This is a genomic window from Fictibacillus marinisediminis (genome assembly GCF_023149135.1).
In the GTDB taxonomy this organism is placed as follows: domain Bacteria; phylum Bacillota; class Bacilli; order Bacillales; family Fictibacillaceae; genus Fictibacillus_C; species Fictibacillus_C marinisediminis.
Map to the genome: position 1 here is coordinate 1,439,642 of NZ_JAIWJX010000002.1, position 14,693 is coordinate 1,454,334.

General features: G+C 40.1%; 17 protein-coding genes. 12 read left to right on the top strand and 5 right to left on the bottom strand.

Annotation, left to right across the window (positions count from 1 at the left end; translation table 11 throughout):
* Positions 1–400: 400 nt before the first annotated feature.
* The 4 genes from LCY76_RS07845 to LCY76_RS07860 all read left to right on the top strand — a co-directional run bounded on the left by LCY76_RS07845 (position 401) and on the right by LCY76_RS07860 (position 2,595).
* The gene (locus LCY76_RS07845) at positions 401–544 is read left to right on the top strand and encodes a hypothetical protein (protein WP_248252172.1); all 144 of its coding nucleotides are present in this window, start codon (positions 401–403) and stop codon (positions 542–544) included.
* Between the two features lie 6 nt (positions 545–550).
* Entirely contained in the window at positions 551–1,105 is a 555-nt protein-coding gene (locus LCY76_RS07850; RefSeq protein WP_248252173.1) for a TVP38/TMEM64 family protein, read from the top strand.
* Positions 1,106–1,449: 344 nt separating this feature from the next.
* Complete coding sequence (locus LCY76_RS07855; protein WP_248252174.1) at positions 1,450–2,421, top strand: S8 family peptidase; 972 nt, start codon at positions 1,450–1,452, stop codon at positions 2,419–2,421.
* A 36-nt stretch (positions 2,422–2,457) separates the two neighbouring features.
* Positions 2,458–2,595 (top strand): hypothetical protein, encoded by a 138-nt coding sequence (locus tag LCY76_RS07860; RefSeq protein ID WP_156316231.1) that lies wholly within the window; start codon positions 2,458–2,460, stop codon positions 2,593–2,595.
* A gap of 47 nt (positions 2,596–2,642) precedes the next feature.
* On the opposite strand, the gene LCY76_RS07865 is transcribed toward LCY76_RS07860, so the two are convergent.
* A complete protein-coding gene (locus LCY76_RS07865; protein ID WP_248252175.1) occupies positions 2,643–4,109 on the bottom strand; it encodes an Ig-like domain-containing protein in 1,467 nt (488 codons plus the stop codon).
* A gap of 222 nt (positions 4,110–4,331) precedes the next feature.
* Here LCY76_RS07865 and LCY76_RS07870 point away from each other — a divergent pair, with 222 nt between their 5' ends.
* The 6 genes from LCY76_RS07870 to LCY76_RS07895 all read left to right on the top strand — a co-directional run bounded on the left by LCY76_RS07870 (position 4,332) and on the right by LCY76_RS07895 (position 11,433).
* On the top strand, positions 4,332–4,889 hold the full coding sequence (locus LCY76_RS07870; protein ID WP_248252176.1) for an isochorismatase family protein: 558 nt from the start codon (positions 4,332–4,334) through the stop codon (positions 4,887–4,889).
* A 337-nt stretch (positions 4,890–5,226) separates the two neighbouring features.
* Positions 5,227–5,919, top strand: a complete 693-nt coding sequence (locus LCY76_RS07875; protein ID WP_248252177.1) for a response regulator transcription factor — start codon at positions 5,227–5,229, stop codon at positions 5,917–5,919.
* Complete coding sequence (locus LCY76_RS07880) at positions 5,897–8,128, top strand: histidine kinase dimerization/phospho-acceptor domain-containing protein (RefSeq protein WP_248252178.1); 2,232 nt, start codon at positions 5,897–5,899, stop codon at positions 8,126–8,128. The genes LCY76_RS07875 and LCY76_RS07880 overlap by 23 nt, the downstream gene beginning before the upstream one ends.
* Positions 8,129–8,311: 183 nt before the next feature.
* Complete coding sequence (locus tag LCY76_RS07885; RefSeq protein WP_053354965.1) at positions 8,312–9,253, top strand: magnesium transporter CorA family protein; 942 nt, start codon at positions 8,312–8,314, stop codon at positions 9,251–9,253.
* A gap of 225 nt (positions 9,254–9,478) precedes the next feature.
* Positions 9,479–10,441 (top strand): type I pantothenate kinase, encoded by a 963-nt coding sequence (gene coaA / locus LCY76_RS07890; protein ID WP_248252179.1) that lies wholly within the window; start codon positions 9,479–9,481, stop codon positions 10,439–10,441.
* Between the two features lie 203 nt (positions 10,442–10,644).
* Positions 10,645–11,433 (top strand): alpha/beta fold hydrolase, encoded by a 789-nt coding sequence (locus LCY76_RS07895; protein WP_248252180.1) that lies wholly within the window; start codon positions 10,645–10,647, stop codon positions 11,431–11,433.
* A gap of 40 nt (positions 11,434–11,473) precedes the next feature.
* Here LCY76_RS07895 and cspD read toward each other — a convergent pair whose 3' ends face one another.
* Complete coding sequence (gene cspD, locus LCY76_RS07900) at positions 11,474–11,671, bottom strand: cold-shock protein CspD (RefSeq protein ID WP_053354963.1); 198 nt, start codon at positions 11,669–11,671, stop codon at positions 11,474–11,476.
* A 221-nt stretch (positions 11,672–11,892) separates the two neighbouring features.
* Here cspD and LCY76_RS07905 point away from each other — a divergent pair, with 221 nt between their 5' ends.
* Positions 11,893–12,207: a LapA family protein gene (locus LCY76_RS07905; protein WP_248252181.1), complete on the top strand. Its 315-nt coding sequence runs from the start codon at positions 11,893–11,895 to the stop codon at positions 12,205–12,207.
* Between the two features lie 23 nt (positions 12,208–12,230).
* Here the strand turns inward: LCY76_RS07905 and LCY76_RS07910 are convergent, their stop codons facing one another.
* Together LCY76_RS07910 and LCY76_RS07915 are read right to left on the bottom strand one after the other, a co-directional pair.
* A complete protein-coding gene (locus tag LCY76_RS07910; protein WP_248252182.1) occupies positions 12,231–13,208 on the bottom strand; it encodes an aldo/keto reductase in 978 nt (325 codons plus the stop codon).
* A 162-nt stretch (positions 13,209–13,370) separates the two neighbouring features.
* Positions 13,371–13,724: a DUF2512 family protein gene (locus LCY76_RS07915; protein ID WP_248252183.1), complete on the bottom strand. Its 354-nt coding sequence runs from the start codon at positions 13,722–13,724 to the stop codon at positions 13,371–13,373.
* A 94-nt stretch (positions 13,725–13,818) separates the two neighbouring features.
* On the opposite strand from LCY76_RS07915, the gene LCY76_RS07920 reads away from it, so the two are divergent.
* A complete protein-coding gene (locus tag LCY76_RS07920; protein ID WP_248252184.1) occupies positions 13,819–14,430 on the top strand; it encodes a LysE/ArgO family amino acid transporter in 612 nt (203 codons plus the stop codon).
* Here the strand turns inward: LCY76_RS07920 and LCY76_RS07925 are convergent.
* Positions 14,425–14,634 carry a hypothetical protein gene (locus tag LCY76_RS07925; protein WP_053354958.1) on the bottom strand — a complete coding sequence of 70 codons (210 nt, stop codon included), beginning with the start codon at positions 14,632–14,634 and terminating at the stop codon, positions 14,425–14,427. The genes LCY76_RS07920 and LCY76_RS07925 overlap by 6 nt on opposite strands.
* Between the last annotated feature and the right edge of the window lie 59 nt (positions 14,635–14,693).

The window sequence follows — 14,693 nt, forward strand, 5'->3', positions numbered from 1 at the left end:
CTGTATATTCTCCAGTATATTTGATTTCTATGAATAATGCTAAGAAAGAAAAAGGTGCTTTCTTTACCTGATACAGCGAATCTAAAGAAGGTCAAGATGGTTAAACAGAAATAGTTAATTTAAATTTTTTAATAGGCTCTTTACTAAAAGATTGTTGCTTACGGAACATTTTTGTAAAGACTCCATTGATAAGTTGATTGGAGTGGAAGGTGCGAGACTCCTGCGGGAGAAGCGGGACAGGTGAGACCCACAGGCGCCTGCGCCGAGGAGGCTCACCGCGCGCCCCGCGGAAAGCGAGCAGCCTGGAACAGAAATCAACACCCCCAATAGCAACAAAGAATACGAAAACAGCCTTTTAATAAGATAAACTGTTAAGGTGGATTAAATATGAGGTGATATTATGCATCAAGCTGTATATGTTAAAGAGGCTTTTACATTGCTTGATAAGATTAACAAGCATTTAGTGAAAAAGCTGCATACCATCGTAACAGAGGATAAGAATGATCAAGAATACACGATAAAAGACAGCGATTTGGAGAAATAGCCGGATATGTCTTTAAAGGACTTAATTATAGACTTGTTTACTGCCTATGAAAATATCGCCTTTTTATTGAGTATTGGAATTAATATGATCATCAGTTTATTGGGAGTCGTACCAAGTGTGTTTTTAACAGCTGCGAATTTAACAGTGTTTGGGTTTGGGGAAGGAATGGCCGTTTCATTTATTGGTGAAGCATTTGGTGCAGTGATCTCTTTTATATTGTATAGAAAAGGATTCCGCAAAGCAGCGAATATGAGAGGGCTCTCACACCCAAAAGTAAAGCAATTACTTGCAGCTGAAGGAAAGGAATCATTTTATTTAATACTGGCTCTTAGACTCCTGCCGTTTGTTCCTTCGGGTATTGTTACTTTTATCGCCGCCATTGGAAAAACCTCTTTATTTATTTTTGTTTTAGCCAGTTCCATCGGTAAAGTCCCTGCCATTTTAATTGAAGGCTATTCCATCTATCAGATTATACATTGGACCTGGGAGGGCAAGTTAGTTACTGCAATTATTGCGTGCGTTTTAATTGCAATGACTTGGAAAAAGGTGAAAACGAAATAATTGAGGGGAATTCATAGTCCAAGATTTGAATCTATTTACCTAAAAGTTTAGTCGGAAGCATAAAAACAAGCTTTAATTCCGGCATCAACCGAATTTAGAATAGAACTAAATTCTCATTTTTCTGAAAATGGTTGTTTTTGGACAAATATTGTGCTAAAATGATGCAAACACCTATTCCCATACTCCTCAGAAGTTTATGTCAAAAGAAGGGAGGCAGCCTGCAAGGGTTATTCCAGATTCTTTTAAAGGCATAGCTTATTACGACTTACCGCTCCCTGTCACTTTTCAATGTTTATTGCATCTTTACCTGTTGCATCATCACCTATATAAAGGAGGAAGGACTTATGAGTGAAGTTCGTTTAATTCCTTTTAAGTTAGAAGAAGTGCTGCAGACTGCCGGTGAAGAAATTCCGTATGGTATACAAATGATCAACGCTCCTGCGGCGTGGGATCAGGGATATAAGGGAAAAGATGTTGTCGTTGCTGTTCTTGATACAGGCTGTGATATAAATCATCCTGATTTAAAAGACCGTGTCATCGGGGGGAGGAATTTTACCAGCGATGATCCAGAAGACTATTTGGATGGACACTATCATGGGACGCATGTTGCTGGTACGATAGCAGCATCCATTAATAAGCTTGGAGTTGCAGGAGTATCACCAGAGGCGAAACTTTTAATTCTTCGAGTGCTCGGCGCTGATGGAAGCGGAAGCTACCAGGGAATCATTGAGGCCATTAACTACGCTGTAGAATGGCGAGGGGAAAATGGAGAAAGAGTAAGGGTGATGTCCATGTCCCTGGGTGGGCCTGACGATGTACCTGAAATGCATGAGGCAATCAAGAATGCTACCGCCAACAATGTGATGGTTGTCTGCGCGGCTGGAAATGAAGGAGATTCAAGTGAGAGCTCAGATGAGCATGCTTATCCAGGCTATTATAAAGAAGTCGTGCAAGTAGGCGCAGTGGATGAACAAAAACATTTGGCGGAGTTTTCGAATACGAACGATGAGATTGATTTAGTAGCACCCGGCGTAAACGTGCTTTCCACGTATCCAGGTGAAAAGTATGCCAAGCTGTCAGGAACCTCCATGGCAACTCCGCACGTTTCAGGTGCATTAGCTGTACTGATTTTAAAAGAAGAAGCCGAATTTGGTAGGGAACTCACTGATCCAGAGATTTATGCCCAGCTTTGTAAAAATACACAATCCATTGGACTAACCAAAAAAGGGGAAGGGAATGGTTTACTTTATTTGGGTATGGAATCCAGAAAAGAAGCTAGTCAAAAAGAAGAAAAAAATGTAACCGTTCCAAAGTAAAATGACAATCCCATTTTAAAAGGGAGGATGTTGTTGATGGCGGTGTATAAGGTATTGTCCTTAATGATCAGCTTTGCCATGCTTACACTGAGAATGGTGGAGGAACGTAACCGCAGAAGCAAAAAAACATCCGCTCACCGAAACAAGGAACGGCCCGAACGTAAACGGGCGTAATTATAGAAAAAGCTGATCCTCACGAAGAGATCAGCTTTTTTATCTGCTTATTTTTTAACTTTATAAGTACTAGCATTGCTTGTGTTCTTTGCTTTGTCGGTTGCTGTAACGGAAAGAATTGTACCTGTTTTTTGAGCTTTCATCTTCACATTAAATTTTCCGTATTTGTCAGCAGTGTTCTTGCCAAGCGTTATCTTACCTTTCTTTACTAGAACGGTAGAGTATGCTTCTGCTGAGCCGCCTACCATTGTTGTTTTTGAGGTGATGGCAGAAACCTTTGGAGCAGAAGGTGCTGTCTTATCAGCGACTTTAACGGAGAAAGCAGGACTAACCGCATTCAAGCTGTCTTGATAGGTTACAGATAGTATGGTTCCGGCTTTTTGTTTAGGAATAACAAGATTAAAAACACCTTTTGAGTCAGCATTTTTGGCGATGATTGTTTTGCTCCCCTTTTTGACTGTTACCTTCATGCCCTTTGGTGCTTTACCTGAAAGACTTGTATCATTATCATCGACTGGATTGACAGAAGGCTTGGACATTGCTTTGGTAATGTAAGCTGATGAGATATACCATGTGCCCTTTTCACCCGGAACAATTACAGGAAACCAGACAAACTGATTGATGCTCTTTGGTGTTTCATCATACTTAAAGCTGCCAGTGATCGTTAAAGGGGTATTTTTTTTTATGTATTTAGAAGAGCTTTCTGTCGTTGGAGCTTTTCTTATCTTCACGTGTGTGAATGAAGGATCATCCCAGCTAGTAATGGCTTTATCATTCTTCTTCATTAAATATCTTGAAGCATGAAGCCTTTTGGTTATGCTGTAAGATTTTTTTATAAACTTAATATTGTCAGATTTGGTTGGATCATATTGAAAATTATTTGTTGAGAACACTGGTTTTTGGAGGTTTGTATCCCCTAAGAAACTGTCCGCATTCAACAGAGACATTACTTTCTCCTGGTAAGCACCTGTATTCGGCTTTCCTGTTTTTTGAACAAGCGGGCTATTCATTGGTTTAATGCCATTGTAGGCCATGATTGCAAAGTACCATGATTCAAGCACACTCTTTTCTTTTGGCAGTACAGCAGGCAACTCGGAATTCTTATACTTAGAGGCAAGAAGGTTAACGCCGAAATCTATGTTGTACAGAATGCTATATTTTAGCTTTTCTAGTTTTACAGGATCATAGTTTTTCGGAACGGTAATCTGCATAATACCAATGCCATTATCATGTGAGATGACGGGCTGCCCCTTTTTATCGAACTGCTTCCATCCATTGTTTTCTTTTGAGGCAACAGCCTTCACGATCTCCGGTGGTATGCCGGCTTGGAGTGCTGCGTTTGTCAGCAAACAGTTCATATGCTGAAAACTGGGATTGGTTCCTTTTTTTAAAATGCCGAATGAGGTACATTTTTCCTGGATATCCGTCGTTTCCGCAGCATGTGCAACATTCGCAGGCCACAGACCGATGGCGAGGCAGCCTGCCAAACCCGCTGCTAAAAGCAAAGATTTCATTTCCTGTCCTCCGTCTCTATTAATCTCTTTATACTCTACCATAATTTTCAAGGTTAATTGTGTAAAAAAAATTGAAGGTATTGGAATCGTGAGAAGGATACTGAGGGCTATTAAAGAATATAGTAGACAGATGTCGATAAAGGAGGCGTTTTTTATGGCAAACCAAAATCAGCGTATACAAAGGAAAGATTTAGTTTAGTTAAAAATTGAGGAGATGATTGCTTGAAACAAGCCTTGCTAGTAATTGATGCGCAGCAGGAGTTGCTGGACGGAAACAAAGAAAATGAAGAAGTTTATCAAAAAGAACAGCTGATCCAAACGATAAATAACGTCATTGGTAAAGCGATGAACTTAGATGTGCCGATCTTGTTTGTTAGAGATAAGGATGTCGCATCTGGTGAGGGAAAAGGATTTCTTGTTCATAAGGACATCAATGTGCCTGACGATTCCCCTGTTTTTGATAAGAAAGCAACCAATGCCTTTTATGGCACAGATCTGCTGGAATTTTTGAGAACGAACGAAATGAAGCATCTTGTGATTATGGGATGCAAGACAGAGCATTGCATCGATTCGGCAGTAAGGATGGCCACTGTGCAAGGATTTGATGTAACCCTTGTAAAAGAAGGGCATTCGACAACGAATTCAAAAACGCTGAACGCCGACCAGATCATTGCCCACCACAATGAGATCCTTCACGGTCATTACAATGTCGATCACTTTTCCATCGTAAGAAGTGCTGACGAAGATGTGTTTAAACCTATACATGACAACTACCGATAAGCTTTAGCTGAAACGAGGAGACCTTATTTACAGGGTCTCCTTTTGTTTGAACTTTCTTAATACAACTTTTGATGTACCTCGCAGAGTATCATCACTGACTGATGCTTGAAAGAGACCCTCAAGTCTTTTTCTACGAAAGAGGGTGGGATAGCTTTTCAAATGGCTATTCAATCCCATCCTAACCAAATAGTGTGTGTGGACCCCATTGATTAACTGAAATTTCCATATTAAGAAAGTCTTAAGATTTATGCTCGCAGATTGTTAAGATTTACAGGTTAAGATACAGGTAATCCCAAAAAAGGAACATGATATAATTTTGAAAGGAGTGTGAGAAACCATGGGCGAATTCACAGTGCTGATTGTAGATGATGAAAAAGAAATACGCGATGCGATAGAAATTTATTTGAAGAATGAAAAGATGACGGTTATCCAGGCGGCAGATGGCCTGGAAGCAATAGAAAAGCTTAATGAAAAAGCCATTCATTTAATCATACTGGACATTATGATGCCGCGGCTTGATGGCATAGCAGCAACCTTTAAAATAAGGGAACAGAAAAATATCCCCATTATCATGCTGAGTGCCAAAAGTGAAGATACCGATAAAATCCTCGGTCTTCAGATCGGAGCTGATGATTATATGACAAAGCCTTTTAATCCGATTGAGCTGATCGCCAGAGTGAAATCACAGCTTCGAAGGTACATGACATTGGGAAATTATGAAGGCAAAAGTAATGTTATCAACCTAAATGGGCTTACGCTTGATAAAGAAGCAAGGGAAGTCGCGGTTCTTGGGGAAGCAGTAAAGCTGACCCCTATTGAGTACAAGATTGTAGAGCTATTAATGTCCCATTCTGGAAGAGTGTTTTCCATTCATGATATTTATGAGCGGGTGTGGCAGGAGCCTTGCTACAATGCAGAAAATACGGTCGCCGTACATATTCGGAAGATCAGGGAAAAGATCGAAATCGATCCGAAAAATCCAAGATATTTAAAGGTGGTATGGGGTATTGGATACAAGATGGAAAAGTAAACTTGGCCAGGTGGCCTGGGTGATACTATTTACGATAGGATTGAGCGGTACGCTGGCATTTCTGAATCATTGGGATTCTTATATGGGAAAAAGTTATTTTGAAACAGATGAATTTAAGGGTGAGTTCGAAACCTTTCTAGGCTACCTTCATATTTATGAGGTGAGTAACCTGACCAGTGAGGAGCTCAAGGGTAAAATTACAGTTTCCAAAGAGGAAATAAAGGAATACCGATACAGAAATGGTGACTTATCGGAGCAAATTTCAACCATTCAAAACCAGTTCAGACCCCAGCTTGAAGAAGCCAACACGAACCATGATAAAAAGCTGGAATCATATTTTAAAAAACAAAGAGATAAAAAGATTGAAGACATTCAAAAGAACTTTGAAAGCGATAAGTATGTTAAGCAAAAAGTAACGAAAGAAAAAGAAGAGCAAATCGATCAATTTATTGAAAATAAGAAAGCTGTTCAACAAGAATTCCAGCAGTGGCAATCTTCTTTTGAATATTATTTGCAAAACAATGAAACAGCAGAAGTTTTTACAAATTTAACAGCGGCTAATAAAGAAGATGCATACAAACAGCTGGAAAGCAGGAATATGCTGTACCTTCAAAATTATACTGGCGAAAAAAATAGCTACTTGTCCATTTCTGATTTTTCGCCTTCTTTAGATGATGAGGGGGATTCACAACAAGCAGCCATGGGAATTCTTGCAGATGATCATTCTGTTCTAGAAGGGAAAATTGGTGTCCCGAAGGCTTTGCCAGCCGACAGCATGATAAATAATCAGTACAAAATGTTCAAAAAAAACCAGCTTTTCTTTTTCCTTTTTAGTGCGGCAGGGCTGATCGCTTTATGTGTCAGTATTTGGCTGGCAAAAAAACATCAGCTGCTGCTGTTAATCGCTCACTCATCTTATATAACTCTTTATAAAAAAATACCTGTTGATCTAAAAATAGGCTGTATGATTATTTCTGCTATTGCGTTCTTTATCTCACTTGGGGTTGCGACTGATTACAATATTTATGGAACCTATGCCAGCATGATTGATGATACGGTCATCACTATTGGATTCGCAAGCTTTATTACTGGATTGACCCTCATCCAGCTGATCTGGCTCATTTCCGAGTGGAAAGAAAACGATTGGACTAAAGGATATTGGAAAACATCTTTAACCTATCGTTTCTGGCATGATTTAGAGAAGTTCTTCCATTTTCGAAGTCTTGCTTTTCAATACTTGATCTTACTAATCGTCATTTTCGCATCCGGATTTGGGGTAGGCTTTGTTTTATATCATGTTCAGCTGGTCGGTTTATATCTTGTTCTATTTATGGTCGTAACGGTTCCGATTTTGATGTTCTCGCTGAAAAAGATCTCTTATTTCAACAGAATCATCCTCCATTCAAGCGAGCTTGCGGCAGGGAACATGGAGCCGGATTTAAAAGCGAAAGGGAGTTCTGCTCTGGCAGGTTTGGCCCGAAATATCAATACGCTGAAACATGGAGTTAAGTCTCTCCAAAAATCGGAGGCAAAGAGTGAACGGCTTAAAACAGAACTGATTACAAATGTAAGCCACGATCTCAGGACCCCTCTGACTTCCATTATTACGTATACAGAGCTTTTAAAGACCCCTGATCTAGATGGAGAGAGCAGGGAAGCCTACGTGCAGATCATTGATAAAAAGTCAAAACGGTTAAAGGTTTTGATAGAAGATCTGTTTGAAGCTTCCAAGATGGCAAGCGGAAGTATTGAACTTGTGAAGGCTAGAGTGGATATCGTTCAGCTACTGCAGCAGGCCTTGGCTGAGTACGATGAAGCGATTGAACAATCAACGCTCCAAATCAGGATGTCTGCTTCCGAACAGCCGATTGATGCGTATGTTGATGGACAGAAAATTTGGCGGGTTTTTGATAATTTGATTGGAAATATCCTTAAATATTCTCTTGAGAACACGCGGGTGTATATAGCGGTTGAAAAAAGGCAGGATTTAGCCGTTCTTTCCTTTAAGAATGTCTCGAAATATGAATTGGGAGGCAACACAGAAGAATTGTTTGAACGATTCAAGCGCGGAGATACCTCCCGTCATACAGAAGGCTCTGGACTGGGGCTGGCGATTGCAAAATCCATTATTGATCTTCACGAGGGCAGCATGGACGTTGAAGCAGACGGCGATCTTTTCAAAGTAAACATTGAACTTGATTTAGCATAAAGAAAGAGGGCCTTTTTAATTAAAGTCTTTATGTAACCCCTCATGTTAAAGATTCAAACAAAACCTGCAGGAAGAAGAGAAGTTTGTTATGGTAAGGAGAGAAAAATAAATAAATCTTTTGTTTACTTTTTTGAAGGGTTTTGTTTTATTATAGGAATAGACTGAATGTAAGAGGTATATCATATGCTAAATGTTTATTACACTGACAGTGCCAATCAAATGACAGAGATGGAAGATATCAAAAAAGGGTGCTGGATTAACTTGATTGCACCTACCAATGAAGAAATCAATTTGGTTGTAGAAAAAATTGGAATTGATCCGGATTTTTTACGAGATGCCTTGGATGAAGAAGAACGGTCCAGGGTTGAAAAAGAAGGAAACACCGTGAGCGTTATCGTAGACCTTCCAATTCTTGTTTCTGATGAAAATGGAATACAGTACGATACGTTTCCGCTTGCCATGATTTCAACTGATTCTCACTTTATTACCGTTTGTCTTAGGGAGAACCCTATTCTGGAGTTGTTTGCGAAACATAAAGTCAAGAATTTTTATACCTATAAGAAAACCCGCTTTGTCTTTCAGCTGCTTCAAATGATCGCAACTTACTATTTGCGGTACCTGCGCCAGATTAACCGGAAAACGGAGCAGATCGAAAATGAACTGAGAGAATCATTGAAGAATGAAGATTTATTTGAGCTGCTCAGACTTGAAAAGTCCCTAGTTTATTTTGCCACCTCACTTAAGTCGAATGATGCTGTGCTTGAGAAGTTATTGAAAGTCAGCTATCTGAAGATGTATGAAGAGGATAAGGATCTTCTTGAGGACGTTATTATTGAAAATAAACAGGCGATTGAGATGAGCCTGATTTATCGAAATATCTTGAAAAGCTTAATGGATGCTTTTTCTTCGGTTATTTCGAATAACCTGAACGTGGAGATGCGGTTCTTAACTTCCATTACAATCATTCTCGCTCTTCCCACCATGGTCGCGAGCTTTTATGGCATGAATATTCCTTTGCCGTTTCAAAAGTATCCCCATGCATTTTTCGTAAGTCTATGCTTGGCGTTTACACTTTCAGGCCTCGTCTCCTTTATTTTTTGGAAAAAACGTTTCTTTCGCAAATAAAAGATTATGGATAAAAAAGGTATCTCCTATTATAGGAGGTCCTTTTTACATTTTTGAAAGAAAACGCTTTCTTATTTAAGTCGTTTGGGTTTACAATCAGGTTATCTTATCTTTAAAATTGTGTTAACATTGTAAAGCGATAGAAAGAACTTTTAAATGTATGAGTATCCTATGACCGTTTATATAGAATATTAAACATAGTGATCCAAAAAGGAGATGCCAGCAATGAGCCAGATGATGTTAGAGAATGAGTCGCTCTCGCCTTATCTTTCTTTTTCAAGAAACGAGTGGGCGAGCCTGTATTCGGCCGATATACAGCCGTTAACGGAGTGGGAGATATCGGAGCTTCAGGGAATCAACGAAAACGTTTCTCTAGATGAGGTGTCCTCCATCTATTTGCCGCTTTGCCGGCTGCTGAACCTGTATGTCACATCCTCACAGCAGCTGCATCAGCAGTCCAATGCTTTTTTGAGAAAACAAATAAAAAAGCCGCCATTCATTATAGGGATTGCGGGGAGCGTAGCCGTCGGAAAAAGCACGACATCAAGAATCATTCAGGCGCTTCTTTCAAGGTGGCCGAATACACCGAAAGTCGAGCTCGTAACGACGGATGGCTTTTTATTTCCCAATGCTGTCCTGGAGCAAAAGGGGCTTATGGGGCGGAAGGGATTTCCGGAGAGCTATGATCTTAAAGGTCTTATTCATTTTTTATCCGAACTAAAATCAGGCAAGCGAGCCGTTGAGGCTCCAATTTATTCCCACTTGGAATATGATATTTTGCCTGACCGGGTACAGACGATATCAGAGCCTGATATTGTTATTGTGGAGGGAATAAACGTCCTGCAGGTTCCGAAACAAAAACGGAATAAGCAAACACCGCAGATTTTTGTCTCTGACTTTTTTGATTTTTCCCTTTATGTTGATGCGGACGAAGAAGAGATCAAGAAATGGTATGTTGAGCGATTTAAAATTCTAAGAAACACAGCATTCCAAAGCCCGGTCTCGTATTTCCATCGGTATGCTGATTTAAAAGATGATGATGCCATCCAGTTCGCGTTGAATATTTGGAACACCATCAATGGATTAAACTTGCGTGAAAACATTCTTCCTACGAAGTACAGGGCTCATTTGATTTTAGAAAAAGAAAAAAATCATTCAGTTTCCGGCATTAAAATGCGGAAGATGTAATGGATGAACGATGTATTGAAACAGCAGGTAAAAGAAAGCGGCAGTGAACAAAAAGCTTAAAAAACCTGATGAAATTTAAGGCGCATGGTGAAAAACCATGCGTTTTTTTTATTAGGCAAAAGATCAAGATCATGGATCCTCTAGTTTGAAAGCTTGAATAATAGGTAAAAGATAAGAGTACATACAGAAGGAGTGGAGTAGCCTTGAAATTAAAAACAGCAAACCTTAGATCTGTAAAAATGTCCTATATCGATGAGGGTAAAGGAGATCCAATGGTGTTGCTTCATGGATTTTGCGGCAGCCATCAGTATTGGGAGGAAGTCATTCCTGAGCTGGTAAAGGATTATAGAGTGATCGCTCCCGATTTGCGAGGTCATGGGAAATCATCGATAAGTGAATCAGCGTGCGCGGTAGAAGATCTTTCCGAAGATATTAAAGATTTACTCCAGCATCTAGGGCTAGAAAAGGTAACGATGTTTGGCCATTCTTTAGGAGGATATATCACATTAGCTTTTGCAGACCATCAAAGTAACAGGCTGAATGGTTTTTCACTTATTCATTCAACTGCTTTTCCTGATGATGAAGCAGGCAGGAAGGGGAGAGACGAGAAGATTGCCCAGATTAAAGAAGTTGGAATGGATGGGGTCATCGATCAGCTCGTTCCGAAACTTTTCGCTGCTGGAACTCAACAGAAAAGCAGAATAAACAGAGCGAAGGATATTGGCTATGATACTCCTGCAGAAGGAGCCATATGTGCACTGGTTGCGATGAAGAACCGCCCAAACCGGAATGATGTCATTCAATCAGCAAAAATGCCGGTTCTCCTGGTGGCAGGCGACAGTGATCAAGTTATTCCTTCTGAAAAAACCTTTTCAGTTTCCGGTGAGATGATTACACAGATCCTTTTAAAGGAAACCGGCCATATGGGAATGTACGAATCTCCACATGAGCTTATTAAAGAAATAAAATCTTTTATGAAAAAAGTAAAATAAAAAAAAGACTCCTGAAATCAGGAGTCTTTTATAGTCACACTTACTTTTGAACGTTAGCAGCTTGAGGTCCGCGAGCACCTTCAGTGATTTCAAAAGTTACATCTTGACCTTCTTCAAGAGATTTGAAACCGTCGCCTTGAATTGCAGAGAAGTGTACGAATACATCGTCTTGGCCTTCAACTTCGATGAAGCCGAAACCTTTTTCTGCGTTAAACCATTTAACTTTACCTTGTAACATATGATGTTCCTCCTGTGTGGATAATCCCACGATTTATTACTATTCCTGCTCAAATATCATTCAAGACGCAAACCGCTGCGAAGAAGTCATGTACCGAACAAAAATAACTGTTATCACTGTAACATGGTTTAAACTTTTTATCAAGCAAGTTAAGGATTTATTCACTTTTTTATTTAAAATATAAGGAAATGGGGAATAGGAGTGCTAAGGAGGCTGAGATCATGAAGGCACAAGGATATTTGATATTCGGTTTACTTTTTGCCCTGTTGATCGCCGTTTTTGCCGTAGTAAATGGCAATGATGTAGAATTTAATTATATTTTTGGAACGGTAAAATGGCCGCTTGTCCTTATTATTTTAGGATCGGCTGCCTTTGGCGGATTGACCGTCGGCTTTTTTGGCATCTTAAAGGTGGTTCAGTTGAGAAAAAAGGTGAGACGTCTTGAACATGATCTGAAAAAGCATGAAACCATGCAAAGAGAAGTAGTTTTGGATAAAGAGAGAGGCGTAGAAGAACAAAGCCAGACTCCAGGTTAATCCTGAGTCTGGCCGTTCTCTTTTTATGGAAGTTTATTTCCTCTGGAAGAAACATAAAGCTCATACCATTCTTCGCGTGTCATCATTTCGGTCTGTCGGACAGCATCTACAGCGTCTTTAATGCGCTGAACGTTGGTCGTACCAATAACTGGCTGAATTTTCGCCGGGTGCCTCATGAGCCAGCCAAGGACAATTGCTTCAAGAGTGGTTCCTTTTTCAGCGGCCATTTTTGCTACTAATTCTTTGGTCTTCGCTTCTGCTACAGACAATTCCAACGAGCTGTTCCCTGAAAAAATTCCTTGAGCTAGAGGAGACCAAGCTTGAATCTGAATATCTTCCCGCATGCAATGTTCAATCAAACCATCAGCAAAATGGACAGACGTTCCAGCCTGTTGGTTAACATGTACGCCTTGATCGACAAAATCAAGCTTATTTAAACTCATCTCCAATTGGTTAACGATCAAGCGCTCGTCTGAATAGGCTTCAAGAAGCTGGATTTGCGCTTTGTTCATATTTGAAACACCGAAATGGCGGACTTTCCCGGAGGATTTTAGCTGCTGAAAGGCTTCTGCTACCTCTTCAGGCTCCATTAGAGGATCAGGGCGGTGAAGAAGGAGAATGTCCAAATGGTCAATCGTAAGCCTTTGCAAAATTTCATCCACTGAACCCAAAATGTGTTCTTTAGAAAAATCATACCGGCCAGGACCGATATCATCAGCAAAGCGGATTCCGCATTTACTTTGAATGACCATTTTGTCGCGTAGGTCTGGATTTCCCTTTAACACATGCCCAAATGCTTCTTCAGCTTTACCCATCGTATAGATGTTGGCATGATCAAACATCGTTATGCCTGAAGAAAGTGCGGCATCAATTGCTTTTTCGGTTTTTAAGATTTCTTCGTCGGAGATGGGGCTGCGGTCCCAATTGCCGCCAAAGCCCATACACCCTAATGCTAGACGGCTAGATGTGATTTCTCGTTTTGCTAAAGGCATCGTACGCATCGAATAACCTCTTTCTTTTTTAGAATAATAACCTAATCACCGTAATTGTAGGCAAGCCGGGGAAAAACTGCAACTTTTATGAACCGTCTGGAGAAGGGAGTTCCTTGTCTCTGCGGCATAAAAAAACTGCCGAAGATTCCGGCAGTTTTTTTTAGTCAGGCCTCAATTATAAGAATGCCTCATTTGATCAGCCACGATTTGTCTGTGAATGAGCAGTTCGACCAATGTAAAAGTGAGGGCGATTAAAAAAGTTCCCCATAATGTTACATAAGCACCGGACATTAATGAACTAATCGCGTAAACCAAAATGTAAGAAACGATGAAGTCAGCTGCAAAAACAGACCAAAAGGACAGGCGGGGCAGAAATACATATTCCATTAAAACAGCAATCGGCGCAAGGATGATTGTAATGATGAAGAAGGGAAGCGGTTTGTTAAAGGTAACACTCTCAAACCAAAACGTGCACAGAAGAAGAATCAGCGGTATGCTGATGATCTTCAGCAATAAACTTTGCATAAAAAAACCTCCTTTTCATTCCATTATTTTCTGCGATAGGTAAGAAATTATGCCATAATTTTAGAGAGAGAAATTGTTGGAATGGGGGAAAAGGATGCAGCCGATCATACATGGATTTCTGCTGGCGTTAGGATTGATACTTCCTTTAGGAGTTCAAAATGTGTTTGTTTTTAATCAAGGTGCCAACCATAAGCAGTTTAAAAAAGCTTTGCCTGTTATCATAACGGCTTCTATCTGTGATACAGTCCTCATCCTGCTGGCTGTTTTTGGTGTTTCATTGCTGATCTTAAGTTTTTCTTGGCTTAAAATGATTCTATTTGTGGGAGGATTTTTTTTCTTGCTGTTCATGGGCTGGTCCGTTTGGAGAAGTAAGCCATCAAAAAGCAGTGAAGCAGCGCCCCTTCCCATGAAGAAACAAGTGACCTTTGCGGCGTCGGTATCTCTATTAAATCCGCATGCTCTGTTGGATACAGCAGGCGTAATCGGGACAAGCTCAATTGTGTATAGCGGAGCAGAGAAATTGGGTTTTACAATAGCGTGTATATCCGTTTCCTGGGTGTGGTTTATCGGTTTGGCTTTTGCAGGAAAGTGGATTGGAGAACGGGATGGAAACGGGAAGCGGCTTTTGTTCATAAACCGCTTGTCCGCTATCTTAATTTGGGGAGTTGCGTTATATATTGCTAAGGAGATTATCAAGCTGTTATAGATTATTGTTCTGTTGACTAATTTCTCCTTCATCTAAATAAAGGTTGGCGCTTTCTAAATTTTTATGTTCGTCCACAGAATCTCCCGGGGCATAAGCGTCAGACCCCAGTGGATGTTTTGAATTCAATCCTGTAGCGATGCTAAACTCTTTTTCATCTGGTGCATTGGTTATTGCTTCATCTGTTTTTTGCTGTTTCTTTTTCATAAGGCCTCCTTAAAGTAAGACATTTATAGGGTACGCGGATAGATTATTCATTATTCGAA